Origin of the sequence: Nocardia abscessus, assembly GCF_015477775.1 — a bacterium.
GTDB classification, from domain to species: Bacteria; Actinomycetota; Actinomycetes; order Mycobacteriales; family Mycobacteriaceae; genus Nocardia; species Nocardia abscessus_A.
Genome location: NZ_JADLQO010000001.1, coordinates 834,827 through 859,537 on the forward strand (window position 1 = coordinate 834,827; position 24,711 = coordinate 859,537).

24 protein-coding genes and 1 pseudogene are annotated in these 24,711 nt (G+C 68.7%); 12 read left to right on the plus strand and 13 right to left on the minus strand.

All coding sequences use genetic code 11. From position 1 onward, the window contains the following. Positions 1-13: 13 nt before the first annotated feature. The gene (locus tag IU450_RS03925) at positions 14-658 is read right to left on the minus strand and encodes a DUF6474 family protein (RefSeq protein ID WP_195148353.1); all 645 of its coding nucleotides are present in this window, start codon (positions 656-658) and stop codon (positions 14-16) included. A gap of 783 nt (positions 659-1,441) precedes the next feature. On the opposite strand from IU450_RS03925, the gene IU450_RS03930 reads away from it, so the two are divergent. From IU450_RS03930 to IU450_RS03940, 3 genes are all read left to right on the plus strand, one after another. Continuing rightward, positions 1,442-3,106: a TM0106 family RecB-like putative nuclease gene (locus tag IU450_RS03930; RefSeq protein WP_416382841.1), complete on the plus strand. Its 1,665-nt coding sequence runs from the start codon at positions 1,442-1,444 to the stop codon at positions 3,104-3,106. 26 nt (positions 3,107-3,132) lie between these two features. Further along, entirely contained in the window at positions 3,133-5,091 is a 1,959-nt protein-coding gene (gene htpG, locus IU450_RS03935) for a molecular chaperone HtpG (protein ID WP_195148354.1), read from the plus strand. 168 nt (positions 5,092-5,259) lie between these two features. Further along, positions 5,260-6,078 carry a class I SAM-dependent methyltransferase gene (locus IU450_RS03940; protein WP_195148355.1) on the plus strand — a complete coding sequence of 273 codons (819 nt, stop codon included), beginning with the start codon at positions 5,260-5,262 and terminating at the stop codon, positions 6,076-6,078. 62 nt (positions 6,079-6,140) lie between these two features. Here IU450_RS03940 and IU450_RS03945 read toward each other — a convergent pair whose 3' ends face one another. After that, the gene (locus IU450_RS03945) at positions 6,141-6,908 is read right to left on the minus strand and encodes an SDR family NAD(P)-dependent oxidoreductase (protein ID WP_195148356.1); all 768 of its coding nucleotides are present in this window, start codon (positions 6,906-6,908) and stop codon (positions 6,141-6,143) included. A 275-nt stretch (positions 6,909-7,183) separates the two neighbouring features. Between IU450_RS03945 and IU450_RS40520 the strand changes: the two are divergent. Next, positions 7,184-7,399: pseudogene (locus IU450_RS40520) on the plus strand (helix-turn-helix domain-containing protein); the annotation flags it as partial. A gap of 325 nt (positions 7,400-7,724) precedes the next feature. On the opposite strand, the gene IU450_RS03950 reads toward IU450_RS40520, so the two are convergent. From IU450_RS03950 to IU450_RS03960, 3 genes are all read right to left on the minus strand, one after another. Then, the gene (locus IU450_RS03950; RefSeq protein WP_195148357.1) at positions 7,725-8,501 is read right to left on the minus strand and encodes a TMEM165/GDT1 family protein; all 777 of its coding nucleotides are present in this window, start codon (positions 8,499-8,501) and stop codon (positions 7,725-7,727) included. A gap of 295 nt (positions 8,502-8,796) precedes the next feature. Beyond that, positions 8,797-9,324, minus strand: a complete 528-nt coding sequence (locus IU450_RS03955) for a peptidase (RefSeq protein ID WP_195031157.1) — start codon at positions 9,322-9,324, stop codon at positions 8,797-8,799. A gap of 310 nt (positions 9,325-9,634) precedes the next feature. Further along, the gene (locus tag IU450_RS03960) at positions 9,635-10,258 is read right to left on the minus strand and encodes a superoxide dismutase (protein WP_195148358.1); all 624 of its coding nucleotides are present in this window, start codon (positions 10,256-10,258) and stop codon (positions 9,635-9,637) included. Between the two features lie 191 nt (positions 10,259-10,449). On the opposite strand from IU450_RS03960, the gene msrA reads away from it, so the two are divergent. Further along, entirely contained in the window at positions 10,450-11,130 is a 681-nt protein-coding gene (gene msrA / locus IU450_RS03965; protein WP_195148359.1) for a peptide-methionine (S)-S-oxide reductase MsrA, read from the plus strand. A 71-nt stretch (positions 11,131-11,201) separates the two neighbouring features. Here the strand turns inward: msrA and IU450_RS03970 are convergent, their stop codons facing one another. Continuing rightward, positions 11,202-11,813, minus strand: a complete 612-nt coding sequence (locus tag IU450_RS03970; protein WP_228826284.1) for a hypothetical protein — start codon at positions 11,811-11,813, stop codon at positions 11,202-11,204. Positions 11,814-12,327: 514 nt separating this feature from the next. Here IU450_RS03970 and IU450_RS03975 point away from each other — a divergent pair. The 4 genes from IU450_RS03975 (at position 12,328) to IU450_RS03990 (ending at position 15,820) form a co-directional block, all read left to right on the plus strand. Beyond that, positions 12,328-12,699 (plus strand): rhodanese-like domain-containing protein, encoded by a 372-nt coding sequence (locus IU450_RS03975; protein WP_181724597.1) that lies wholly within the window; start codon positions 12,328-12,330, stop codon positions 12,697-12,699. Positions 12,700-12,782: 83 nt separating this feature from the next. Next, on the plus strand, positions 12,783-13,769 hold the full coding sequence (locus tag IU450_RS03980) for a DUF4328 domain-containing protein (RefSeq protein ID WP_195148360.1): 987 nt from the start codon (positions 12,783-12,785) through the stop codon (positions 13,767-13,769). Further along, positions 13,766-14,533: a glycerophosphodiester phosphodiesterase gene (locus tag IU450_RS03985; protein ID WP_195148361.1), complete on the plus strand. Its 768-nt coding sequence runs from the start codon at positions 13,766-13,768 to the stop codon at positions 14,531-14,533. The genes IU450_RS03980 and IU450_RS03985 overlap by 4 nt, the downstream gene beginning before the upstream one ends. A gap of 366 nt (positions 14,534-14,899) precedes the next feature. Beyond that, positions 14,900-15,820, plus strand: coding sequence for a DUF5926 family protein (locus tag IU450_RS03990; protein ID WP_195148362.1), 921 nt, complete (start codon positions 14,900-14,902; stop codon positions 15,818-15,820). Positions 15,821-16,037: 217 nt separating this feature from the next. Here IU450_RS03990 and IU450_RS03995 read toward each other — a convergent pair whose 3' ends face one another. The 5 genes from IU450_RS03995 to IU450_RS04015 form a co-directional block, all read right to left on the minus strand. After that, entirely contained in the window at positions 16,038-16,586 is a 549-nt protein-coding gene (locus IU450_RS03995; RefSeq protein ID WP_043717673.1) for a ferritin, read from the minus strand. A 71-nt stretch (positions 16,587-16,657) separates the two neighbouring features. Beyond that, positions 16,658-17,209, minus strand: coding sequence for a ferritin (locus IU450_RS04000; protein ID WP_195148363.1), 552 nt, complete (start codon positions 17,207-17,209; stop codon positions 16,658-16,660). A gap of 10 nt (positions 17,210-17,219) precedes the next feature. Further along, on the minus strand, positions 17,220-18,587 hold the full coding sequence (locus tag IU450_RS04005; protein ID WP_228833931.1) for an LCP family protein: 1,368 nt from the start codon (positions 18,585-18,587) through the stop codon (positions 17,220-17,222). Positions 18,588-18,713: 126 nt separating this feature from the next. Further along, on the minus strand, positions 18,714-19,508 hold the full coding sequence (locus IU450_RS04010) for a CPBP family intramembrane glutamic endopeptidase (RefSeq protein WP_195148364.1): 795 nt from the start codon (positions 19,506-19,508) through the stop codon (positions 18,714-18,716). 168 nt (positions 19,509-19,676) lie between these two features. Beyond that, the gene (locus IU450_RS04015; protein WP_195148365.1) at positions 19,677-20,444 is read right to left on the minus strand and encodes a DUF2470 domain-containing protein; all 768 of its coding nucleotides are present in this window, start codon (positions 20,442-20,444) and stop codon (positions 19,677-19,679) included. 149 nt (positions 20,445-20,593) lie between these two features. On the opposite strand from IU450_RS04015, the gene IU450_RS04020 reads away from it, so the two are divergent. The 3 genes from IU450_RS04020 (at position 20,594) to IU450_RS04030 (ending at position 22,682) form a co-directional block, all read left to right on the plus strand. Further along, positions 20,594-21,007 carry a hypothetical protein gene (locus IU450_RS04020; RefSeq protein ID WP_195148366.1) on the plus strand — a complete coding sequence of 138 codons (414 nt, stop codon included), beginning with the start codon at positions 20,594-20,596 and terminating at the stop codon, positions 21,005-21,007. A gap of 95 nt (positions 21,008-21,102) precedes the next feature. Beyond that, positions 21,103-22,017, plus strand: a complete 915-nt coding sequence (gene pheA / locus IU450_RS04025) for a prephenate dehydratase (RefSeq protein ID WP_195148367.1) — start codon at positions 21,103-21,105, stop codon at positions 22,015-22,017. Next, on the plus strand, positions 22,014-22,682 hold the full coding sequence (locus IU450_RS04030; RefSeq protein ID WP_195067035.1) for a histidine phosphatase family protein: 669 nt from the start codon (positions 22,014-22,016) through the stop codon (positions 22,680-22,682). Before pheA ends, IU450_RS04030 begins: the two co-directional genes overlap by 4 nt. Before the next feature lie 19 nt (positions 22,683-22,701). Here the strand turns inward: IU450_RS04030 and IU450_RS04035 are convergent, their stop codons facing one another. Both IU450_RS04035 and IU450_RS04040 read right to left on the minus strand, forming a co-directional pair. Continuing rightward, positions 22,702-23,529, minus strand: a complete 828-nt coding sequence (locus IU450_RS04035; protein ID WP_195148368.1) for an ESX secretion-associated protein EspG — start codon at positions 23,527-23,529, stop codon at positions 22,702-22,704. Further along, positions 23,526-24,698 (minus strand): PPE domain-containing protein, encoded by a 1,173-nt coding sequence (locus IU450_RS04040; RefSeq protein WP_195148369.1) that lies wholly within the window; start codon positions 24,696-24,698, stop codon positions 23,526-23,528. The genes IU450_RS04035 and IU450_RS04040 overlap by 4 nt, the downstream gene beginning before the upstream one ends. Between the last annotated feature and the right edge of the window lie 13 nt (positions 24,699-24,711).

A 24,711-nucleotide genomic window follows, 5' to 3' on the forward strand; every position in this document is an offset into this window, starting at 1 on the left:
GGGACGAGGAAGGTCAGCGCACGCCGAGCCGGGCCAGGATGTCGGACTCGATCCCGGACAACTCGTGGGAGATCGACGCGTGCACCGAACGGCGGCGGTTGGCGGGCATCTGGTCGGAGGTGTGCACGGCGGCGGTCAGGCTGCCGAGACGGTCCTTGGTGGCGGTGACGAACTTCTGCGTCTCGCCTTTGTCCTTGCCGTTCTGCGTGCCGATCTTGGCCAGCGCCGCTTCGGCATTCGTGATGCGCGCCTGCAGCTTGGCGCCGTGCCCGGTGAAGTCACCGAGCTGGTCGATGCCCACGCCGAGTTGCTGGGCACGGCGTGTGTCGAGCTGCCCGCGCAGGAACGTCGCGCCGCGATAGGCGAGCGGGGCGAGCACCGGAATGAGCACGCGGGCCACGCCGAGGTACTTCTTCACCTGACCGGCGCTGAACGGATCGCGTTCGGCCTTGGCCGCCGCCTTCAGCGCGGCTTTCTCCTCCGCCTGGAACGCCGCGATCTGCGCTTTGGCGACCTTGCGCTGCGTGCGGGCCTCGGCGCGGCGCGCCTTGCGGTCGTTCTTCGCGGCGAGCTTGGCCTCGATCACGGCCTTGTGCTTGAGGGCTTTCGCCTCGGCCCTGCGGCTCGGTCGCCGTTTGCGCTTCGTGAACAACCCCATCGAAGGCCCTCCGTCATGCTGGTTCGCCATGGCAGTACGACGCCGGGGAAGCCCGTCCGCCCATGTCACACGCTTTGCCGTCACCCTATCGGGTCCATGGTGACAGCTGCGAGGGTAGTGCGGCCCACGCGCGCCGCACCTGGCAATCCCCGGTCTCGCTCCGAGCGAGTCAGCCTGCGGCAGGTTGTCGGCGTTCGACGAGCAGCCGCCCGATCCCCGTGCACTTCGTCCGGAACTCGAAGACCAACGCACCCGGCCCATCCAACTCAGGTGTCGAGCGACGATGTGCCGTGCCCGACCTGACTCTCCGCCGGGTAGCCGCGTGGACGGTGACCACGCTCAGGGGCTGACCTGACGGTCAGCTGCTCCGAGCCGCCTGCACTATGCCTTGCGCTCGAAGACCAACGCGCCCGGCGCACCCAACCCCAGGTTTCGAGCGAAGCGAGAACGATATCCGCCTTCACGACCCCGCTCCCATCCGAGCATCCCCCGGTACACCACGATCACCGAGCCGACCTGACGATCAGCTGCCCCGAGCCGCCCGCACTATGTCCTGCGCTCGAAGACCAACGTGCCCGGCGCACCTCAACCCTAGGTTTCGAGCGAAGCGAGACCGTGCATGCGCCGTTTGCGAGCCACAAAAGGGCCGCGAACACCCAGCGCCGCAGGCGCTGGAATTAAACACTGTCGGGGGCAGGGACCATACTGCTTAGCGTGGATTCGGACATCGGTGACCAAGACGGTCGCAAGCGCAACGGAACGGCCGTGGATCGGGCCTCCGGCGTGCCGACCGCCTTCATCGACGCCAGGGCGCTGATCGGCTGTCGTCATCGCCTGCATCTGGACGCGACGCACCCCGAGGCGCTGGTGGGGATCACCGAGGACGCGGGCGTGCGCCAGCGCCGCGATGCCGCCGCGGCGCACCGCGGCCGGGTGCGCGACGCACTGGTCGGCGCGGCTCCCGACGCCTGGGTGGTGATCGATCCTGGGCTGCGCGCCGCCGAGCGCGCCGAAGCGACGATGCGCGCGTGCGAAGAAGGCGCGCGCCACATCTGGGGCGGATTGCTGCCGCAGGAGCCGGACACCGGCAGGCGCGGGGGTTCGGAGATCCTGCTGCGCGACGCCGACCGCGGCGGCTACATCCCGATCATCGTGGTGAACCACAAGGTGACCGACCCGCGCCAACCCGAGCCGGCCGACTTCCACCCCACCACCACGGACCCCTATCACTGGAATCCGCAACCGGATCCGCACCGCAAGTTGCGACAGCAGCCCCGCGACCAACAGCGGCTCGCGCATCTGCACCGGATGCTGCAACGGCACGGTCTGGCCAGCCCCGCGCTGGTCGGCGGCGTGATCGGCTTCGACTTCGATCGGGTGCTGGTGCACGATCTGGCGCCGCTGCTGGCCGATTACGACCGCCGCTACGCCGACCGGATCGCGGTGGTGCGCGGCGAGCTGCCGACCATCCCCTCGAAGGTGCCCGAGTGCAGGCAGTGCCCGTGGTGGACGCGGGGGATCGACGGGCCGGGCTGCGAGGGCTGGCTGATCGAACATCGTGACGTCAGCCTGGTGGCGCCGGGTTCGCGCGCCGAGGTGCTGCGCAGGCACAACGTGGAGACCATCGATGAGCTCGCCGCCTGGGTGGGCGAGGAGCCCGACGACTGGCAGCGCGGCCCGTTCGACGAGGCCGTGGTCACGGCGCGGGCGTGGATCGCGGGGGCGCCGCTGGTGCGGCGGGTCGAGCGTGTGCGGGTGCGGCGGGCCGACGTGGAGGTCGACGTCGACTTGGAGAGCTTCCAGGAGTACGGCGCGTACCTGTGGGGGACGCTGCTGAACGGCGTGTACCGCCCGTTCGTCACGTGGGACCCGTTGCCCACCGAGGACGAGGGCCGCTCCTTCGGCGAGTTCTGGACCTGGCTGATGCGAGTGCGCGCCGAGGCCGCCGCGGCGGGCAAAACGTTTGCCGCCTACTGCTATTCGCGCACCGCCGAGGACAAGTGGCTGTACGAGTCGGCGCGCCGGTTCGCGGGCCGCCCCGGCGTGCCGACGGTGGAGCAGGTGCGCGCGTTCGTGGACGGGCCGCAATGGGTGGACATGTTCCAAGCCGTCTCCGACCAGTTCATCTGCCCGAACGGCAAGGGGCTCAAGAAGATCGCCCCGGTCGCCGGGTTCTCCTGGCGCGATCCCGAGGCGGGCGGCGAGGCGTCGATGAGCTGGTATCGGCTCGCGGTCGGGTACGACGGCGCCGCGCCGGATCCGACCCAGCGCACCCGGTTGCTGGAGTACAACGAGGACGACGTCCGCGCCACCCAGGTGCTGCGCGAATGGATGACCACCCGGGCCGACGAAGAGGTCCCCGGACTCGCCGACTTCCGGCCGGTCGCCGAGTCGCGGGCGGCCGGAGACCTTCCGGGTTACGCGGCGGTGCCTCCTTCGGCTCCGTAGTCCGGGCGCGGCGGTACCATCGCGTCGTGACAGAGCACGTCGAACAACTCGAGTTCCAGGCAGAGACCCATCAGCTGCTCGAGCTGATGATCCATTCCGTCTACTCCAACAAGGACACCTTCCTGCGGGAGCTGATCTCGAATTCCTCCGACGCGCTGGACAAGCTGCGGCTGGAGTCCTTCCGGGACAAGGATCTGCACGTCGATACCTCCGACCTGCACATCGAGCTGGAGGTCGACAAGGACAATCGGATCCTGACCGTCCGGGACAACGGCATCGGCATGTCGCGCGCCGAGGTCGTCGATCTGATCGGCACCCTCGCCAAATCCGGCACCGCCGAGCTGCGCAAGAAGCTGAACGAGGCCAAGTCCGAAGCGGCGGCCGAGGAGCTGATCGGCCAGTTCGGCATCGGTTTCTACTCGACCTTCATGGTCGCCGACACGGTCACGCTGACCACCCGGCGCGCGGGGGAGACCACCGGCACCCGGTGGCAGTCCAGCGCGGGCAGCTCCACCTACACGATCGAAGAACTCGACGAAGCCCCGCAGGGCACCTCGGTCGCACTGCAGCTGAAGCCGGTGGACGAGGAGGATCACCTCTTCGACTACACCCTGGAGTGGAAGCTGCGGGAGATCGTCAAGAAGTACTCCGACTTCATCGCCTGGCCGATCCGCATGCAGGTCGAGCGGACCGTCACCGAGGGCGAGGGCGAGGACGCCAAGGAGACGACGATCCTCGAGGACCAGACGCTCAACTCCATGAAGGCGCTGTGGACGCGCCCCAAGAGCGAGGTCTCCGACGAGGAGTACAAGGAGTTCTACAAGCACGTCAGCCACGGCTGGGACGATCCGCTGGAGATCATCCCGATGAAGGCCGAGGGCACCTTCGAATACCAGGCGCTGCTGTTCATCCCCTCGCACGCGCCGTTCGACCTGTTCACCCGCGAGCACAAGCGCGGTGTGCAGCTCTACGTCAAGCGGGTGTTCATCATGGACAACTGCGAAGAGCTGATGCCGGAGTACCTGCGCTTCGTCAAGGGCGTGGTGGACGCGCAGGACCTGTCGCTCAACGTCTCTCGCGAGATCCTGCAGCAGGACCGGCAGATCCAGATGATCCGCAAGCGGCTGGTGAAGAAGGTGCTGTCCACGGTCAAGGATCTGCAGGGCGCCGAGGATCAGACCAGCTACCAGACGTTCTGGAAGGAGTTCGGCCGCGTCCTGAAGGAGGGCCTGCTCTCGGACTTCGACAATCGCGAGACCATCCTGCAGGTCTCCTCGTTCGCCTCGACGAACTCCGAGACCGAGCTGACGACGCTGGCCCAGTACGTGGAGCGGATGCCCGAGGGGCAGGACACGATCTACTACATGACCGGCGAGACCCGTCAGCAGGTCGAGAGTTCCCCGCACCTGGAGGCGTTCAAGGCCAAGGGCCGCGAGGTGCTGATCCTGACCGACCCGGTCGACGAGATGTGGGTCGGTTCGGTGCCCGAGTTCGACGGCAAGGCGTTCCAGTCCATCGCCAAGGGCGAGGTCGACCTGGAGACCGAGGAGGAGAAGAAAGCCTCCGAGGCGCTGCGCGAGCAGCAGGACAAGGACTTCGCCGACGTGCTGGCGTGGCTGGGCAAGACGCTCGAGCAGAACGTCAAGGAGGTGCGCCTGACCAACCGGCTCACCACCTCTCCGGCCTGCCTGGTCGGTGACGTCTTCGACTTCACGCCGATGCTGGAGCGGATGTACCGGGCCTCGGGTCAGGCGCTGCCGGAGAGCAAGCGGATTCTGGAGCTCAACCCGGCCCATCCGTTGGTCACCGGTCTGCGCGACGCGTACGCGGCCGAGAAGGAGCAGGCCGACGCGGGCACCGCGACCGAGCTGTCGGAAACCGCCGAACTGCTGTTCGGTACGGCGGTGCTCGCCGAGGGCGGTGAGCTGAAGGATCCGGCGCACTTCGCACACATCCTGACCGATCGGCTCACGCGCACGTTGTGAACCGTCCGCGGCCGGGGGACCACGCGTCCTCCGGCCGCGGCTGCGGCGGTGCGACGTTTCGGCCATTTCCCGGTTACAAGGACCGCCGAGATGGCATATTCGCAGGACTGGGGAGTTCGCCCCTGGGTGGCGCGGTTAGATGTGGATGCCTGAAAGGATCGTCACAACATGTCCGCAAACCCGCTTGCCGTCGCCGAGCCGTGGAATCTCGTGGCCGACGGATATGCCGAGTTCGCGCCCGCCATCATGCGACCGTTCTCGGCGCGGGCGCTGGAGTTCGCCTCGCTGTCGCCGCAGGCGCGCATCGTGGACGTCGCTGCGGGACCGGGCACCCTCAGTCTGCTGGCCGCGGGCTATGTGGCCGAGGTCGAGGCGATCGATTTCTCCGAGCCGATGATCGCGCGGCTGGCGAAGGACGCCGCTGCCGCGGGGTGGACGAATGTCCGCGCGCGGGTGGGTGACGGGCAGGATCTGCCGTACGAATCCGACCGGTTCGACGCCGGGTTCTCCATGTTCGGACTGATGTTCTTCCCTGAGCGCGCCCGGGGATTCGCCGAGTTGTTCCGGGTGTTGCGGCCGGGCGGCACAGCTGTGGTGTCGAGCTGGGCGCCGATCGCGGACTCGCCGCTGATGCGGATGATGTTCGGCGCCCTGACCGCGGCCGACCCGAATATCCAGGAGCCGCAGCCGAACTTCCTGAGCCTGGAGAATCCGGAGGTCTTCGAATCCGAGATGCGCGGCGCGGGTTTCGAAGCCGTGTCCATCCAGCGGCATTCGATCGCGCTCACCTTCGACAGCCCGGAGCAGATGTGGGAGGCCATGGTGCGCAGCAGCGCCCCGCTGGAGCTCATGCGCCACAGCGTGAGCGCGGAGGTGTGGGCTCGGCGGGCCGCGCTCATGAAGGCGTTTCTGGCCGAGAAGTACCGGCCGAACTGTCCGTTGTCCACCACGGCGTACCTGGGCATCGGGCACAAGCCGCAGGGCTGACAGACAGCGGCGCGCGGCCCTTCCGGAGAAGGACCGCGCGCGGCCGGGGCATAGCAGTGCAGTTAGCGCGGGGCCATGCGCAGCGCGCCGTCCATGCGAATGGTCTCGCCGTTGAGGTAGTCGTGCTCGACGATGTACTGCGACAGCTGCGCGTACTCGTCCGGACGGCCCAGGCGGGACGGGAAGGGCACGCCCGCCTCGAGGCCCTTGCGGTACTCCTCGGTGACGCCGGCCAGCATCGGGGTGTCGATGATGCCGGGAGCGATGGTGTTCACCCGGATGCCGAACTGGGCCAGGTCGCGTGCGGCCGGAACGGTCATGCCGTGCACGCCACCCTTGGAGGCCGAGTAGGCGATCTGGCCGATCTGGCCCTCGAACGCGGCGACCGAGGCGGTGTTGATGACGACGCCACGCTGGCCGTACTCGTCCACGGCGTCGGTCTTGGCGATCGCGTCGGCGGCCAGCCGCATGACGTTGAAGGTGCCGAGCAGGTTCACCGTGATGACCGTGCGGAACAGCTCCAGATCGTGCGGGCCGTTCTTGGACAGGATGCGACCCGCCCAGCCGACACCGGCGCAGTTGACCACGATGCGCAGCGGCGCGCCCGATTCGACGACCTGCGCCACGGCGGCGGCGACCTCGTCGTTGCTGGTGACATCGGCGGGAATGAGGGTGACCCCGTCCGGCACGCTGTCGCCGGCGCGCTCGATCGACTGCGGTACGTCGAGTCCGAAGACGGTGGCACCGAGATCGGCGAAACGCTTGGCGGTGGCGGCGCCGAGGCCCGATGCGCCTCCGGTGACAATGGCGGCGGAACCCGAAATCTCCACGATGGTCCTCTCGTTCGTGACAGCCAGTTGGCCCTTCGTCAATTGCACCCTAACCGGTGCCGGGCGCGTGGCCCCGCACGGCTCCCTCGCCCCGTTGCCCGCTGGCAAACTATTTGCGAACGCGACTGTTCTCCGGTGGTACGGTCACATCGTGGGCGCTGTGCCGTCCGGGCGCGTGAGCCCGCCCCGCCGCGCACCCTGTGCACCGGATGCACAGAACCGACCGCGCAGAATGGAGCAGCCCAGTCAGCTCGACCGAACACCGGAGTCACCGTATGACCGAATCGGCCATCAGCGCACGCCTCCCCCGAGGTAGGCACGGACTCCCACGGGAGCAGGTGATCGCCTCACAGCGCGAGCGAATCCTCGTCGCGACGGCGGAGGCCATGGCCGAAAACGGTTACATCGGGACGTCGGTAGCGGCGATCCTGAAGCGGGCGGGCGTGTCGCGGGAGACCTTCTACGAGCAGTTCCGTTCCAAGGAGGACTGCTTCGAGGCCGCGTACGAGCGTGCGGTGCAGCTGTTGCTCGACCGGATCGCCGAGGCCACCGAGACGGAAGACGACGCGCCGGGCGACACGGATCCCATGGCTCGAATGGACCGGATCTTCCGCGCCTACCTCCAATACCTGGTGGACGACCCGGCCAGCGCGCGACTGTTCTTGGTCGAGGTCTTCGCGGTGGGATCCGCGGCCATCGCGCGCCGAGCCCAGCTGCAAGAACGGTTCGTCGAGCTGATCGCCGCCGTGCTCGACGCGCGGACCCAGCAGCAGCGCTTCGCCTGTCAGACTCTGGCCGCCGCGGTGGGCTCGATGGTCACCGCTCGGATCGCGGCGGGGGACTCGGCCGGTCTGCTCGCGCTGCGGGAACCGCTGCTGGATCTGTTGCGGCGGGGTGGCGGACTGTATGGAGCCGCTCTCGACTCGTTCGGCGAGCCATCCGCGTGAGCAACAGCGCCGCGCCGGCGAGTGCGGGAGCGATCGTCGCGATACCGGCGACGGCGGCGCCGCCGAGCGCGGGTGTGGCCGCGCCCAGCAGGGTGGCCGCACCGAAATAGAGGAACAGCAGGCCCGAGCCGATGCCGATCGCGTGTTCCGGCAGGTGCTTGCCGACCAGGATGCCTGCCGCGATGGCGAGTGCGTCGGCGGCGACCATGCCGATGGTCGAGCCCAGCCACACGCCCACCCAGTCGTAGTCGGTGGCCAGCGCGGCGGTCGCGAACATGGTCCGGTCGCCCAGCTCCGCGAGCAGGAACGCGGACAGCACCACGAAGAACGGCGCGCCGGCGGCCCTCGGCGTCTTCGGCGCGGGATCGTCGTCGCCGGGGCCGAAGTGCTCGCGCAGGGTCCACAGGCCGACGGCCAGGAAGGTGATGGCGGCGATCAGCGAGATCGCCGTGGTGGGCAATGCCGCACCGAGGAAATGGCCGACGCCGACCGAGATCAGATGTACCGCGGCGGAGGCCGTCGCGATGCCGCCGAGCACCACCCACCAGCGATAGCGCAGCGCGAACGTCAGCGCCATCAGCTGCGACTTGTCGCCCAGTTCGGCGAGGAAGACGATGCCGATACTCAGCAAGACGGTGGCGATCATGTGTGGCGGCTCCCAGGTCTCCGGCCTGCCGGCTGGAGATACGGGTAGCCTCCGGCCGACAACGAAATGGTTGTCCAGGCCGAAGGTCTCGCCCACCGGACGGATGCCGGTTCACACAGCCGGACCCGAGCCCGGATGAACCGGTGGGTCAGTATGTCGACTGTGCGATTGGGGGCTACTCCCCTTCGCTGCAGCCGACTCTACCCCGCCGAGTCGGCGCTTGCCAACCCGCTGTAGTCGAAATCGCAATGCGCACAATAAGTTTGGCGATCCAACCGGCGAATTTCGGTTACCCTCACGCGGCCAGCAGCATAGCCAGAACCGCGGTGTCGGGATCACTGATCGGGTCCAGTCCGACCCGGCTGACCAGCGAAGTGACCGTTCCGTCCGACTCGGCCTCGACCCAGGCGGCGCGGTGCTCGAGCCCCAGATGGGGTACGCCGGGCAGCAGGACGCAACCGGATGCCGCGCCGGTGCACTCGGGGAGCGACGGGCGGGTTTCCGACGGCGGATGCAGCATCAGCAACGCGGGTGGCACATGTTCGGCGAAACGGCCCGGTTCCACCGCTTCCTCGCCCAGCACGGGGCCTTCGGCCAGCACCAGGCCGACCGTGCCCGGGGCTGGGTCGTCGGGCAGGTCCTCACGGACTCCGAACACCGTGGAGGTGGTCAGCAGCCCGGGTAGCGTGGCCACGCGCACCGCGAGCACGAGGACTTGGGCCCATTCCTTGGTGGTGTCCGGCCAGCGGCCGGAGATCACGAAGCCCCGCAGCGACCCGCGCGAATGAAACGGCGTGATGCCGATCGGTTCGTTCGTGCGCATTTCTGCCTCCCGTTTGTCGAACCGGGGGCGACCTTGCCCGTCCCTTTGGTGTGGATTTCCCGAATATGAACCACGAGTCACCTGGCACACAAGTACCAAAGAGTGCCAATCGGACAGCCGGAGGCCGGGCAGGAAGCAATCGGGCTGCGCACGCCGCGAATCGGGCCCGACCTCCCCGAGTCCGATTCCGCGACGGGTGGGCCGGGTTCCCGGCAAAGCGCCCGCGTCGCCGGAGAACAGAACGGGCCCGCGACCCAGCCGCGCGTGGCGCGACGGATTCGCGGACCCGGTTCCGGTGTACCGAGTCGGCTCAGCCGAAGATGAGGCCCTTGGCCTGCGACGTCGCCTTGGCGAAGCGCTCCTGGACGTCGGCCCAGTTCACCACGTTCCAGAACGCGGTGACGTAGTCCGCCTTGACGTTCTTGTACTGCAGGTAGAAGGCGTGCTCCCACATGTCGACCTGCAGCAGCGGGATGATGCCCAGCGGAACGTTGGCCTGCTGGTCGTAGAGCTGGAAGGTCAGCAGCTTCTGGCCGAGGGTGTCGAAGCCGAGCACCGCCCAGCCGGAGCCCTGCAGACCGTTGGCCGCGGCGGTGAACTGCGCGCGGAACTTGTCGAACGAACCGAACTGGTCGTCGATCGCCGCGGCCAGGTCGCCGACCGGCTTGTCACCGCCGTTGGGGGAGAGGTTCTTCCACCAGATCGAGTGGTTGACGTGCCCACCCAGGTGGAACGCGAGGTTCTTCTCGTGCAGGAAGATGGCGCTGTGATCGCCCGACTCGCGAGCGGCTTCCAGCTTCTCCAACGCGGTGTTCGCACCGGCGACGTACGCGGCGTGGTGCTTGGAATGATGAAGCTCGTTGATCTGCCCGGAGATGTGGGGCTCCAGGGCGCTGTAGTCGTAATCCAGATCTGGCAGCGTGTACTCAGCCACGATGTCCCTTCCTATGTCGGGCTGGTTGTGCCCGTTGTTCCGTGCACAGCCAACCATCATTCGTACACCCGGTCGATTCCAACCTGGGCCGACCTCCGCACATTCCGGTGGCGCCGCTCACACGGGACAGGTCGCGTCCCGTCACATCACGCACATCGGCACCACAGGAAACGCACGCGTAGCATCGAACCATGTCGTGGTACGACGAACTAGTCGGGCGGCTCAGCCTTCCCGAACCCGTCATGGTCGCGCCCGAGCAGGCCCTCCCCGGCCGGGCGGAGCCGCTCGACGTGCCGGATACCCACTACGTCAACGGTCACCCGATCCGCCCGCCGTTTCCCGGCGGGCTACAGCTCGCGGTCGTCGCGATGGGGTGTTTCTGGGGCGCGGAGAAAGGCTTCTGGGAACTCGACGGCGTCTACACCACCGCGGTCGGCTACGTCGGCGGGTTCACGCCGAACCCCACCTACGAAGAGGTGTGCAGCGGGCGGACGGGTCACACCGAAGCGGTGCTCGTCGCGTTCGATCCGGCGGTGATCGACTATGCGGGCATCCTGCAGCACTTCTGGGAGAACCACGATCCCACCCAGGGCATGCGCCAGGGCAACGACCGCGGCACCCAATACCGTTCTGCGGTCTTCACCTTCGGCCCCGAGCAGGCGGCGCTGGTCCGCTCCACCGCCGAGGCCTACGGCAAGCGCCTCGCCGGGGCGGGATACGGCCGGATCACCACGGAGATCGCGCCGCTGCCCGGGTTGGCAGCCTTCTACTACGCCGAGGGATACCACCAGCAGTACCTGGCGAAGAACCCCGGAGGGTATTGCCCGGTGCACGCCACCGGAGTGAGCTGCCCGGTCGGCCTGGGCGCCTGAGCCCGGCGCGAAACCGCACGGCCGCTCCCGCGGGCGTGCGGTCCGATCGCCCAGTGTTCCCTATAGCCCGATCACAGCGGCGGAGCGATACCCGGACGGGTTGCCCGTGGATCGCCCGCATCGTGCGCCCGCCACCATCGCGCGCCGCCCGCCACGAAGTCCGTCAGCGGGATCTGCTTGCCCCGCGAATCGTGCACGACGATGTCGTCGAACCACACGCGGACATCCAGCTCGCGCGGATCGATGCCCTCCTCCTGGGAGAACTCCAGAACGTGCGTGGATTCGTGATCATCGATCCGGGTGTCGAAGCTGAGCAACTCGCTCCACAGCGCCCACCCGCTGTCATCGAGATCGATGAACTCCCAGCCGTGCAGCCGCCCGCCGCCGAAACTGCGGATGGCCTCGTCCAGGCCGTCCAGTTGCAGCGGCAGCACCTGGGGTTCCAAGTCGTCCCAGTGCTGCGTGCGCAGTGACGCGGCGACCCGGCTCACGCCGGTGAACGTCACCTGCACCCGGTAGTCCTCGGCCGCCGTCCCCTCCTCGGGGAGCGTCAGCACTTCGAGGTCGAGTCGCAGTTCGTTGGCGGTCTCGTCGACCGCGAGGCCGAGGCACGTGGCCTCGGACAGCGCGACGTTGAGACCTGCGGTGTCCATTCCGTGGCGTAGCCCCCTGCTCACGTTCATGCGCCCAGGCTACCGAGCGCCACCGCCGGATCGCGGTATTTCGGCGGCGTTCCGAAATCGATGGAACCGAACGCGCTCGCGCCCCGTCCAAGTAGATATCGGAACCTCTTCGGCCGCGGGTTCCGATGTCGGCGACGAATGGCCGCTCCGGGATGGATATGGAGGGGAGTCCCGGATCGGCCATTCGCATCGCTCGCCTGGGGGTTGATCCGTCGTCCAACCCCGATAGAGTGCTGAGTACAGACCGAAAGTCGGTTATTGCCCCAAAAAGATAGCCGAGCGGTTGCTTTGTTGGCCCGGCACTTCCGGCAAAACGCCGTCGACGGCCGCCCCTTGTGGATCAGGTTGTGGATTATGTGGATAACTTCGACCTAGTTATGCACAACCCGCATCGAGCGGGGGCTCGGTCGAGTTCCGGAGGGGAGAACATACCTGAAGTCGTAGCTCGCTGTCGAGGCTCCTCCCCGGGCATGGAACTGCACGGCCGCTCGCCGCCCATGGCAGGATCGAATCTGTGACGAGCCCCCACGTTCCGTCGGTCACGGTGGAGGACGTGCCTGCCGAATTCGACGGCAGCGCGCCCGCGTCGGCCGACACGCCGCGACCGATCCTGCTCGACGTCCGCGAGGACGACGAGTGGCAGCTCGGACACGCCCCAGGCGCGCTGCACATCCCGATGGTCGATGTGCCCGCCCGGATCGACGAGCTTTCCTACGACGCGGAACTGTATGTCGTGTGCAGGCAGGGCGGCCGCTCCCTCCAGGTGGTGGAGTACCTCACGCATATCGGCTACGAGGCCATCCAGGTCCGCGGCGGCATGGTGGCCTGGCAGCAGGCCGGCCGGCCGCTGGTCGCGGAGGGCGACCACGAGGCGAAGATCTACTGACGAAAGAACGAGGTGCGCGGGTGAGTACGGTGGTGCAACCTTGTGCGCGCTGCGGCGCGCGCTGGGCCGTGCAAGGGGCCCCGATGCACTGGTGCCCGCGCTGTCGCGGCGTGCTCCTCTCGCCTGCGCCGATCGACGCGCCCGCCGAGCGCCGCAACTACCGCTGGGTGGCCCGTAAACCCGATCACCGCGTCCGCCGGGGGCACCCGCCTGCCCGCTCGGCCGCCCAGAGCCGGACGCCCCGATACGCGCAGATGCCGCGCTGGGGCCTGGTCGACCCGCCACCGCAGCCGGAGGGCGCGGTACGCCGTCCGCTCGGCAGATTGACCGACGCGGTGGCCACGGTGCTCGTCGCGACCGCGTGCGTCTTCGCGCTCGCCTCCGTCGCCGAACTGGCGCGCTACGCGGTTCTCCTGCGCAACCGGACACGTCTGATCCACCCCGCAGTACTCTTCGCCTCCGACGCGTTCGTCATCGGCACCGGGGTGCTCGCGATCGCTGTCGCGCTGGCGGCGGCCTTGGCCACCGTCGGACGGCTGATCGCGATCAGGCGGTCGGCCTACGCCGCCGCCGGGCGGCGCGACCCGCGATCGCCGCGTGTGCTCGCGCTCGGTTGCCTGGTCCCGGTGGTCAACCTGCTGTGGCCGGGGGTCTATCTGAGCGAAGTCGCCACGCTGCAGGGTGATCCCCGGGCGCGCCGCGCGGCGCGGATCTGGTGGGCTGCGTGGGTGTTCGGCGGCCTCGTCACGGCGGCCGCGCTGCTGTGGCGGACCGCGGACTCGTTGCAGGCCAAAGCGGACGCGGTGCTGTTCACCGCGTTCACCGACGCGGTCGCCGCCGCGGTCGCGCTGGTGACCCTGTGGGTCCTGCGCACGATCGAGGGACGCGATCTGCTCGGTCGCAGCCGCACCGCGCGCCGCTGGCTGATCGCCGTCGACCCCGCCGTGCCGGTGATCGAGCCGGTGCATCCACGCGAACCCGCGGCCGAACCGGCGCACGCCGAGCCGGCCACGGCGCACGACGACAACGGTGCTGAGGACCGTGAGCAGAAGGAGGTTATGGCCAAGTGAGCCAGGGCAGTCGCGCGCCATTCGTCGTCGCGCATCGAGGCGCCTCGGCGGCGCGCCCCGAGCACACGCTCGCCGCCTACGAGCTGGCGCTGCAGGAGGGCGCCGACGGCGTCGAATGCGACGTCCGGCTGACCAGGGACGGGCATCTGGTGTGCGTGCACGATCGCACCGTCGACCGCACCTCCTCGGGCAGCGGGCTGGTCAGCGAGATGACGCTGGAGGAACTGCGAGCGCTCGATTTCGGCGCCGACGGATCGCCCGCCTCGGTGCTGACCCTCAGCGAGCTGATCAGCCTGGTGCTGGACTGGCGCAGCAGACCGACCAAGCTGTTCATCGAGACCAAGCACCCGGTGCGCTACGGCGCGCTGGTGGAGAACAAGCTGCTCGCGGAGTTGCAGCGCTTCGGTATCGCCACCCCCGCCTCGGCCGACCATTCCCGGGCGGTCGTGATGTCGTTCGCGGCCACCGCCGTCTGGCGCATCCGCCGCGCCGCGCCGCTGCTGCCCACCGTTCTGCTCGGCGAATCATCGCGCTACCTGGGCGGTTCGGCGGCCACGACGGTCGGCGCCACCGCCGTCGGCCCATCGGTGAAGACCTTGCGCGACCACCCCGAACTGGTCGACAAGGCCGCCGCCGCGGGCCGCGCCACCTACTGCTGGACCGTCGACGATCCGGACGACGTCCAACTGTGCGCCGACCTCGGTGTCAGCTGGGTCGCCACCAACCACCCCGGCCGAACCAAGTCACTGCTCCCCGCCGCCTGAACGAATTCAGCTGGGCGACAAGGATGCACGAGCGCACTCCCGCATCCGCCCACAGCGCGGGCGTAACCACACCAGCTCAACCCTCGGGCCGAGCGACGCAAGGACCGAACATGCGCCGTTCGCGGACTGGGCAACGTCCGGGTGGCTGCGGTGCGCACGGCGTGGGCGCGGAGATCGGGTGGCTCGTATCGCGGAACTGCCTCGAAATGCGAGTAGCGCGGTTCGGCGCCCCACGTCACCGGCCCACCCGAACCCCAGGTTTCGAGCGAAGCGAGACCGAGCATGCGCCGTTCCGAGCCACAAAAGGGCCGCGAACACGCCGCGCCGCAGGCGCGGCAGATTAAACACTGTGTAGGTTGACCCCTCGTGGGTAAGAGCAAGCGCAACAGTCCGAAGCCCGGCGGGAACCGGGCGCAGCGTCTCGCCGAGCGGCGGGCGGCGCAGGAGCAGGCGGCCCAGGCCGTGACGCGTCCGTTCGAGGGCCTGGCCGCGGAGTGCGATCTGGTCGCGCTGCGCGAATTCGTACCGTCGGCCACCGCGCGGTTGACGCTGTCGCCCTCGGTCGCGGCCGAACGACCGGTCGTGCTCGCCACGGTGCTGCCCGGTGCGGTGGCCGCGCTGGTGCGTGCCGGTGACGAGCCGAACGGCTATGTCGGCGCGCAGGTGCAGTTCCAGGGCGCGGACCCGGCCGCCGATCTGGCCGCGGCGATCCTGTGGACTCAATCCGCCGAGCCAGGTGACTCGCTGACCTCGGTGGAAAGCGTCGCGGGCGGGCCGCGGCTGGCCGACGTGATCGATCCCGCCGCGAGCCTGGACCTGACCGTGTACCAGGACTTCGACTGGTGGGTGCCCGAGGGTGTCGAACCGGACCCACAGGTCGCCGCCACCATCGAGCAGGCCAAGCAGGCGATCATGCCCTCGGCGCGGCTGGGGCTGGACGCGGACGCGATCGGCGCCGCCTGGTGGGTGGATGCGGGCGAGAAGGCGCACATCCGCTGGGTGCGTCCCGAAGACGAGGACGCTCTCATGCTGGCGCTGGCCCGCGTGCACGCCTCGGGCGGCCTGAACCTCGGCGAAGGTTCCCGCTTCGCGGGGTCGTTCCGCACGCACGGCGTGCTGGTTCCGGTGTTCGATCTGGACCGTGAGCGGCACCCCGACGAATGGGTGAAGCCCGCAACCGAATTCGGCGCGCGCCTGTCGGAGGCGCTGGCCGTCGACGCCCCGTTGACGGCCGACGAGCGGCGCTCCCGCGACGGTCTGCGGTCGCGTCAGGTCACATTGCGCTGAACCGGAATCGGCGGGGAATTCGGGAGAAACGATCCCCGCCGATAGCGAGCTCCGATAGCCGCCGGCCTGCTGAAGTTAGGGAAGTCTCACCGAAATGTCGTTCATGGCGAAATCGGGCAGGCGCTCGGGGCAACTCGACGGGTAAGAAACCGTTAACGGCGACAGGCCCGGTTCCGCTTGCGGAACCGGGCCTGTTCATCCTTCTCCGGCAAACGTCCTAGACGGAGCCGCCTGCCACCGAAGGCGCACCGGAGGCGTCGCTCGGGCCGCTCATTTCCCGGGCCACGAATTCCTCCAAGTCGAACAGGTTCGACCCGGCGCGATCGGCGATGGTGAGCAGGGTGGTCATGTTCGCGACTTCCTCGACCTGTTCCTTCAGGAACCACTGCATGAACTGTTCGCCGAGGTAGTCGCCCTCTTCTCGGGCCGTGCTCGCCAGCTGGATGATCTGCTCGGTGACCGTCTTCTCCTGGGCGAGCGCCAGCGCGATCGGCTCCCTGGCATTCTCGAACCGCGATTTCGCGGCGTCGATGCCGGAAATCTCGATGCTGATATCCCGGTCCAGGAAGTACTGCACGATCATCATCGCGTGATTGCGTTCTTCGACCGCCTGCTTGTAGAACCGCTTGGCCAGTTGCGGGAGGTCGGCATTGTCGAACCAGACCGCAATCGCGATGTACTGATGCTCGGCATTGAATTCATGCCGGATCTGATCGTGCAACAGGCTGTGAAATTTGCTGCGGGGGGATTCCGGATGGCTGGACATGGCATCGACATTAGCGCTGGTCAGGTCGTGTGTCATCCAAGTACAGCCTTATTGAGGCTAGTGTTGCCTAATTAATTCTTCGCTGCGCCTGCCATTTTCGGCGCCGGGATATCGGTGCGCGTCCGCCCACGCAGCTCGCGGGCGACGAACTCCTCGACGTCGAACAACTGGCCTTCGGCGCGGTCGATCACCGACAGCAACGTGGTCATCCCGGCGACGTTCTTCACCTGTTCCTCGAGAAACCACCGGACGAATCGTTCGCCAAGATAGTCACCGGAGGTGCGTGCCGCGCGAGCCAGACCGCTGATCTGGGCGCCGCGGATCTGCTCGATCTCGAGCAGTAGCGCCGTTGCCGCGCGCGGGCTTTCGAAGGTCGAGTCGATCGGCTCCAGCCCGCCGATCTGCACCGGGAGATCCCGGTCCAGCAGATACTGCACCATGCGCAGCGCATTTCCGTAGTGCTCGCGGGAGCGGCCGTAGGCGTGCCCGGCCAACTGCGGCAGTCTGCTGGCGTCGAAGTACACGGCGGCGGCGAGATACTGCTGGGCTGTGGTGAATCCATGGCGGATCTGCGTGCGCAGCAAGTCGGGGAAGGACTCGTCGGCATCGTCGGTGTCCGGCATGGCATCGACGCTACCGTGTCAGCAGGTCCTCCGGGATGGCGCGGTCCTCGGCCAGCGCGTCGAAGAACCGGCTCGCCTTGTCCTTGTCCCACAGCAGGACATTGCCGCTGTCGGTGTCGTCGAATCCGCCGACCGGCACCGCCGTGGCGACGGTTTCGCCGCGCAGAGCCCAGCCCAACCTACCGAGGTCCCAGATGTGGTCGCCGTTGTCGACCTTCAGCGACTCGGCGGTGTCGGAGGCCAGCGGCCAGAGCTTGAACGGGTTGGCCAGGGTGGCGCCGCTGGTCGCCTTCTTCAGTAGGGCGGCCATGAAGATCCGCTGGTTGTTCATTCGGTCCAGGTCGGCGAGCGAGGTCGCGCGGCTGCGGACGAAGCCCAGTGCCTGCGGTCCGTTCAGCCGCTGGCAGCCTGCGGGCAGGTCGATGCCCGCGAGCGGGTCGTCGATCGGCTTCGGCACGCAGACATCGATGCCGCCGAGGGTGTCCACCACGCTGGCGAAGCCGCCGAAACCGATCTGCGCGTAGTGGTCGATGCGCAGGCCGGTGGCGATCTCCACGGTCTGCACGAGCAGCGCGGGCCCGCCGATGGCGAACGCGGCGTTCAGCTTGTCCTTGCCCTGGCCCGGGATGCTGACGTACGAGTCGCGCGGCAGGCTGACCAGGGTGGTCTTACCCGACTTCGGCACGTGCACGAGCATGATCGTGTCGGTGCGCTCGGGGCCGACCTCGCCGCCGGTGGCGAGTTCCTGTTCCTGCTCGGGGGTCAGGCCGCCGCGGCCGTCGGAGCCGACCAGCAGCCAGTTCGTGCCGGGGGTGTCGCCGACCCGCTTGGCGTAGTTCGCCAGCGCGGGGATGCGGTTGAGCGAGTTGTCCAGCTGGATGACGGCCCCGACGGCGGCGAGCACCAGAACCAGCAGGATCACCAGAAACCAGCGGAAGGGGTGGCGCTTGCGGCGCGGTCGCGGCGCCCGGGCCGTGCGCTCGCCACGCGGCGGCACCGGAGGGGGGCCTTGGCGATAACGGCGGGACTGCTGCGGCGGCGCGTGGGGTGGTCCCTCGTTGTATGGGACCGGTCGTTGCGTAGGCGCGTGCGCCGGGCCTTCGTGATGCGGGACGGGGCGCTGGGTGGGGGCGTGCCTGCGAGGGGCGGGAGGTGGGGGCGTGCGCCGCGCGTGTTCCGGCGGGATCTGCGAATACGCCAGCGGCTGGGCGTGCGGGTCGGCTGTTCCGCCGCGGCGCATCACCTGGGTGGGCTCGATCGGCGGCGGGGCGCCCGGTCCCGGAGGGGGCATGCGCCGACCCATCGGAGGTTCGCCGGACCTGCCGGGCGGCGGCATCCGGCGCGGTCGCGCGTTGCGCTGGGGGTCGTCGCCGTTCATCACTGAGACTCTACTTATCGGGCGAGTGTGAGGTGCCGCATGCGGACACCGCGCACGCGGAAGCGGCGCTGCTTCGTAATTCGCCGGGGACGCCGCGTTGTTAGCGCTCCGAGGAGCACAGTTGCGTCACGGAAGCCATGAAACATGGCCGCGCAGAACGGTGTAGCCGAGGTAGGCGACCGCGTCGATGGTCGCGTGGGCGAGAACCAGCGGCCAGAGTCGGTTCGTGCGCTGCCAGTAACGCCCGAATATGACGCCCATCACAATATTTCCGAGCCCGCCGCCCAAGCCCTGGTACAAGTGATAGCTGCCCCGCAGCAGCGCGGAGGTGAGCAATGCCGTGTTCTCCGACCAACCGAGCCTGCGTAACCGGGTGAGCAGGAACGCCACCACGATGACCTCTTCGGCCAGCGCGTTCGCGCAGGCCGACAGGATGAGCGCGGGCAGCCGCCACCAATAGTCGCCCAGTGAGGCCGGCACGATCGTCACGCTGAAGCCCAGCGCGTGTGCGGCGAGATACAGTCCCAGCCCTGGCAGCCCGATGATCGCCGCCAGCGCCAGGCCCGGCAGCACGTCCGCGCGCCACCGGACCCGGTTCGCCAGCCCGATCAGGCGTGGCCCGATGCCGCCGCGCCACAGCAGATACAGCCCCAGCGCCGCCCATCCGACCAGTCGCAGCACGCTGAGCAGCTGAAACAGCAGGTCGATGGTGGATTGCGTGGATCGCGACGGGTTCAGTGCGACGGTTCGGCCACCGATCCCACCCGGGGCGAGCGCGCTCTCCACCAGCGAGAGCGCGGCGCTGAGCCCGCTGAGCCCGAACGTGACGAGCAGCACCACGGTGATCTCGAGTTTGATCGCCAGCCGCTCCTGATCGGTCGGCTCGGCCTCGTCCCACTGGGCACCGGACTCCGCACGCATGGGTCGAATCTATTGCGCGCGCTCGGCGCGGCACTCGGCGCGTCGGCGTCGAACTTCGCACCCGGCCGGAACCCGGCGTCTGTGCTGCCACTCCAGCCCGGTGTCACGCTTCGAGCCGTGTTCCCGGTACGCCCCGCCAGGACCGCGGCGAACTCGGTCAGATGCGGCTCAGATGCGGCGCAGGCCGTTGAGGAACGGGCAGCCTGCCAGCATGCGCACAGCCCGGCTGAGCGCCTCGATGTCGTCGGCCGGCGCGCTGAACGGCAGGCGGAAGTCGTGGTCGCCGTCGTGCCCTTCCACCCGCAGGGTGAGTCCAAAGCGGTCGATGGCAAGCGGGTGCACGATGCCGCGTTGCAGGCGCGGCGGCAGGTGCCTGGCCAGCTGGGCGACGACGTCGGCGTGGTCGGCCACCATGTGCTGTAACCAAGCGGATTCCATGGCGCAGAACGGATCCGGCTGGGCCAGCCGCAGATCTTCGCTGCTCACCGATTCCGCGCCGGTCGAGTCGGCCACCACCGCCGAGTTGATCACCAGCCGCAGCAGGGTGGCGCCGAAGCCGATGTCGAGCAGCCCGGGGTGGGGGTGCTCTTTGGCCACCTCGGTGGCCAAGGCGCGCTGCGCCTGTGTGGGCACCGCGCGCACCCAGCCGCGCAACCAGACCAGTGCGCGCACCGGCTCGCGCAGCGGCAGCGGGGCGTGGTCGGTGAGCTCGAGCACCGCGGGTGCGCCGTGCTCTCCCGAGTTGCCCGCCAGTACCGCGGCGACCGAAGCGGTGGGCACCGCGATCACTGCGTCGCCGCACTGCCGTACATGGTGCACGGACGCGGGCGTCGGATCGATGCCCGGCATGGCCAGCACCGCATGCTCCGCGTGAGCGCACGCGCTGCGCACCCGCTCGGCGGTGGACGGTGCGACGGTCAGGGACGGACGCGGCATACAAACCTCCGTGGAGCGGGCGGCGCTTCAGCGTGCGGATTAGGTTACCCTAAGCTAAGTGACGACGTCTGGTTCCGCAAGCATTTCGATCGAGTCGAGCGAAGCGAACTGGCTCGATTCCGGCCGAACGGGCTTGTTACGGTGTGGGCGTGTCGGAAGGGACGGAATCCGGGCAACCGGTGCTGGTGACGTTGTCCGCGCCCCCGCGGCGGGGCCTGGCCGACGGCTTGGTCCGCAACATCGGCGCAAGCCCCGCCGCGCCGATCTTGGAGTTGGACGCTCCGGATGCCGAGATCGCCGACTTCCTCGCGCACGTGGCCCACTCCGATACCGGTTTCGTCGCGCGCACCTCCTCCGGGGAGCGTGCGGTGGCGATCGTCGCGGCCACGGCGGCCGCCCTGTGCGGTGACGACATCGGCGCCGCCTTGCGCAACCCCGATATCGCCTTTCTGACCTCGTTGAAACCCCCGGCCGTGGAAGCGGTGAGATCCGTTCTGCTCGCCGTGGAAACCGAAGCGCCCGACCGGGTGAACGACGCGTTGCGGGTGCTCAACGGAGGTTGAACGGTGCTCGTGCAGCCGTGGAACAGCGGCCGTGCGGGGGCCGGGCACTTGCAATTGGTGGGGAGCCGGGGCAGCGCGCAAGTAATCTCGTAACCGTGCCGCGAATCGCGTACTTCGGGCCGTCCGGAACCTTCACCGAGATGGCCCTCGCTCAACTCGAATCCTCGGGGACCTTCGAAGGACCCGTGGAGCGGATTGCCGCGCCCAGCCAAGGGGCCGCGCTCGACCTGATCCGCTCCGGCGACGTGGACGGTGCGGTGGTGCCGATCGAGAGCTCCGTCGAGGGGTCGATCTCGGCGACGCTGGACTCGCTGGCAATCGGCCCGCGTCTGCAGATCGTCGCCGAGACCGAACTCGAGGTGAGCTTCACGATCCTCGGCAAGCCGGGTACCACGCTGTCGGACGTGCGCACCCTCGCCGCGTACCCCGTGGCCGCCGCCCAGGTACGGATGTGGGTGGCCCGGCACCTCCCGCAGGCGCAGCCCTACACTTCGGCGTCCAACGCCGCGGCCGCCGAAGATGTTGTGGCGGGCCATGCCGACGCCGCCGTGTCGACCGCCCTGGCGGGTGAACGGCTCGGGCTGATCGCACTGGCATCCGGCGTCGCCGACCATGAGCAGGCGATCACGCGTTTCGTCCTGTGCACCCGGCCGACGGTGGCGCCGCCCCCCACCGGAGCCGACCGCACCTCGATCGTGCTGGAGTTGCCGAACATACCGGGCTCGCTGATGCGCGCTTTCGCAGAATTCGCGACGCGCGGTATCGATCTCACCAGGATCGAGTCGCGTCCCACCCGAACCGGCATGGGCACCTACCGTTTTTATCTCGACTGCGTCGGGCACATCGATGACACGGCGGTGGCCGAGGCGCTCAAGGCGCTGCACCGCACCGCGCGGATCCGCTTTCTCGGATCGTGGCCCGCGACTTCGGCCACCGGCACGCCGCCGCCATCGGACGAAGCCGCGGCGGAGTGGTTGATCCAGTTGAGAAAGGGGATGGCGGACCTATGACCGGAAGGTTGATCCTGGTCCGGCACGGGGAGACCGAAGGCAACGTCGCCAAGCTGCTGGACACGAGGATTCCGGGTTTGCCGCTGACCGAACGCGGTGCGGCACAGGCGAAGACGTTCGGCGAGGGCCTGCTGCGCCCGCCGAAGGTGCTGTTCTCCTCGGCGGCGCTGCGCGCGCGACAGACCGCGAGCTACATCGAGGCGGCGACCGGTGTGGCCGCCATGGTGCTCGACGGATTACACGAGGTACAAGCCGGTGACCTGGAGGGGCAGCACGGCGAGGAGGCCCACCGGACCTTCCAGCAGATCTATCGTGCCTGGCACGAAGGGGATCTCACGCTGCGGGTGCCCGGTGGGGAATCCGCCCAGGATGTCCTGGACCGGTTTCTGCCCGTGATCGCGGAATTGCGGAACACGTACCTGACGCCCGACGACGAGGGCCATGGCGACGTGATGGTGGTCAGCCACGGAGCCGCCATGCGGCTCGTGGGCCGCACCCTCGCGGATGTACGTCCGCCGTTCACCACGAACAACCACTTGGACAACACCGAGACCATCGAGTTGGTCCCGGTGCCGGACGGTGGTTGGGAGTGCATTCGCTGGGGCCGGTTCACGCCGCCGTTCGGATACGACGTCGCGCCGACCTCCGACGACCCGATGGGCTAGCGTCGCCAGCCCGGTGCGCTCAGGAGAGCTTCGGATTCCGGGGGAAATCTTCCCGTTCCGGCAGGGAGCTGATCAGATCCTGCACCGCCGTGCGCAGGCGTGCGGGAGTACCGCTGCTGAGTGACGTCCACTTCACGCCGTCGTCGGACTTGCTCGCGGTCGCGATGAATCGCCCTGCGCGCGTGTTGAAGACGGCTATGTGGTTGTCCGCCACGTCTCTGCTGCCGTCGCCGTACACCACGCCGACGATCTCGGCGTACGAGTGGATCTCGACCAGTGCCGCGGCCAAGGTCTTCGCATCGTGACCGGGGTTGCCCACCTTCGTCAGCCGCTCCGCGGTGGCCGCGGCATCGCCGGTGTCGCCGAAGATCGTGGCCAGCTCTTCGGTCGGGGCGTTCATGCCGTACAGCTCGAGCGGCTCGGCGTAGCCGAGTGCCGCGAGAACTGTGCCGGGTAGGTCGGTTCCTGCCTCATCGATGACATAGGAGTCCTGCCCCCGCAGGGCGACGACCGGAAGGTCGACGCCCTGCGCCAGACAAAAGCGGCTGACCCACCCGTCGACGACCAACCGCAGCGCGATGATCCAGTGGGGCCGGTTCAGCGCGCACAGCCGATTCTCCAGATCGCGATGCACGACACCGTCGATGAGGAGGTTGCGCTGGGCGAGCGACTCGACGGCCGCGTCCATCGCCGCTTTGTGGTCGGTCAGGTTGTCGTAGCGTGCCCGCGCGTTCAGGACGACGGGGACTTCGATCTGCAGTTTCTCCACGAGAAACTGCATCTCGTCGAGCGACAACACGACCGCCTCGAGCGTCGACGGGTCGCGGCCCGCACCGAGTACGGTCACCTAGCCGTCCCGCTGGTGTCACCACCGATGACGCCGTCGGCGGTGAACCGGCCGTCGTTGAAGTGCTCGGTCGACCGCAGGTAGTCCCGGCCGTTGTGCTCGGACTCGTCGTCCTCGTCGCTGCGAGCCTGGTTACCGAGCAGCGGGTTGCCGTTGCCGCTGTTCGCCGACCGGACCGGCGCCGCCTCGGGGGCCTTCACGGCGACGGTCTCCTGCACCTGAGCGGCGCCGCCGCCGATCGTGCCGCTCGAGCCCCAGCCTTCCGGAAGCTTGAGCGAGCCGTTGCTGATGCCCGTCGCCGACCCGAGGCCGGAGAACGACACCGCGCGAGTCGAGGCGCCGGCCGCGGTGGCCGCCGCACCGACGCCCATGGCCATCGGAGCCATGCTGGAGAAGGTGGGCGCGGAGGTGCTGGTCGCCGCCGCGATCGCGCTGCCCGCGACATTTCCGACGGTGGAGACGCCCGTGGTCGCGATCGAGCCGACGGCCTGAGCGGCCTGGGTGGCAGCGCTCGCCACACCGGGGTTGCTCAAGAACGCCTGGGTGGCGGCGACGGCGGCCTGGATCGGATCGGCCGGGACCTCACTCGCCGATTCCGCCGCCTGTTCGGGGGTAGCCGTGCCCGCGCCCTTGGCGATCGCCGGGGGCTGCAGGAACTCGGCCGGGGTCGCGACCATGGCACTGGTCGCGGCCTCGTAGGTCTCCATCACCAGCGCGGCACGGATGTCCATGGCGTGCCTGGCCACTTCCGCGACCTCGAACGCGCCGCTCAACACGCCGGGCGGGTTCGCCGACGCGGCCAAAGCGGTGTTGACGGCCGCGATCTCGGGCGGGCTCGGCATCGCCAGCGCGGCGACGGTGTACGCGGTGGCGTTGGCCGCGGCCTTCGCGCCCATCGCGGCCGCTTGCACGCCCTGCTGCTCGGACCAGCCGAGGAAGCCCGTGAGCTTGCTCAGCGCGGCGATACCGTTGATGCCCTGCATCCCGACGCCGAGTTCGGCCATCACGCGGGCGACGGTCGTCGTAGCGTCGACCCAGGCGGCGGTGAGCCCGCCCCATGCGGTGGCGGCGGCCGAGATCGGGATCGCGTGCGCGCCCGCGTGAAGGGTGGCCGAATTGATCTCCGATGGGCGCGCAGCCCAGATCACCCCGGTGACTCCTGCAACCATGTGTGACTTCTCC

Coding starts and splice junctions, on each gene's coding strand:
- IU450_RS04015 (WP_195148365.1), bottom strand. CDS start 20,444: ATGCCGCGTCCGTCCCTGACCGTCGCACCGTCCACCGCCGAGCGGGTG.
- IU450_RS03980 (WP_195148360.1), top strand. CDS start 12,783: ATGCACTGGTGCCCGCGCTGTCGCGGCGTGCTCCTCTCGCCTGCGCCG.
- IU450_RS04010 (WP_195148364.1), bottom strand. CDS start 19,508: ATGCGTGCGGAGTCCGGTGCCCAGTGGGACGAGGCCGAGCCGACCGAT.
- IU450_RS03950 (WP_195148357.1), bottom strand. CDS start 8,501: ATGATCGCCACCGTCTTGCTGAGTATCGGCATCGTCTTCCTCGCCGAA.
- IU450_RS03995 (WP_043717673.1), bottom strand. CDS start 16,586: ATGTCCAGCCATCCGGAATCCCCCCGCAGCAAATTTCACAGCCTGTTG.
- msrA (WP_195148359.1), top strand. CDS start 10,450: ATGTCGTGGTACGACGAACTAGTCGGGCGGCTCAGCCTTCCCGAACCC.
- IU450_RS04000 (WP_195148363.1), bottom strand. CDS start 17,209: ATGCCGGACACCGACGATGCCGACGAGTCCTTCCCCGACTTGCTGCGC.
- IU450_RS04005 (WP_228833931.1), bottom strand. CDS start 18,587: ATGAACGGCGACGACCCCCAGCGCAACGCGCGACCGCGCCGGATGCCG.
- IU450_RS03955 (WP_195031157.1), bottom strand. CDS start 9,324: ATGCGCACGAACGAACCGATCGGCATCACGCCGTTTCATTCGCGCGGG.
- IU450_RS03940 (WP_195148355.1), top strand. CDS start 5,260: ATGTCCGCAAACCCGCTTGCCGTCGCCGAGCCGTGGAATCTCGTGGCC.
- IU450_RS04040 (WP_195148369.1), bottom strand. CDS start 24,698: ATGGTTGCAGGAGTCACCGGGGTGATCTGGGCTGCGCGCCCATCGGAG.
- IU450_RS04030 (WP_195067035.1), top strand. CDS start 22,014: ATGACCGGAAGGTTGATCCTGGTCCGGCACGGGGAGACCGAAGGCAAC.
- IU450_RS03970 (WP_228826284.1), bottom strand. CDS start 11,813: ATGAACGTGAGCAGGGGGCTACGCCACGGAATGGACACCGCAGGTCTC.
- IU450_RS03925 (WP_195148353.1), bottom strand. CDS start 658: ATGGGGTTGTTCACGAAGCGCAAACGGCGACCGAGCCGCAGGGCCGAG.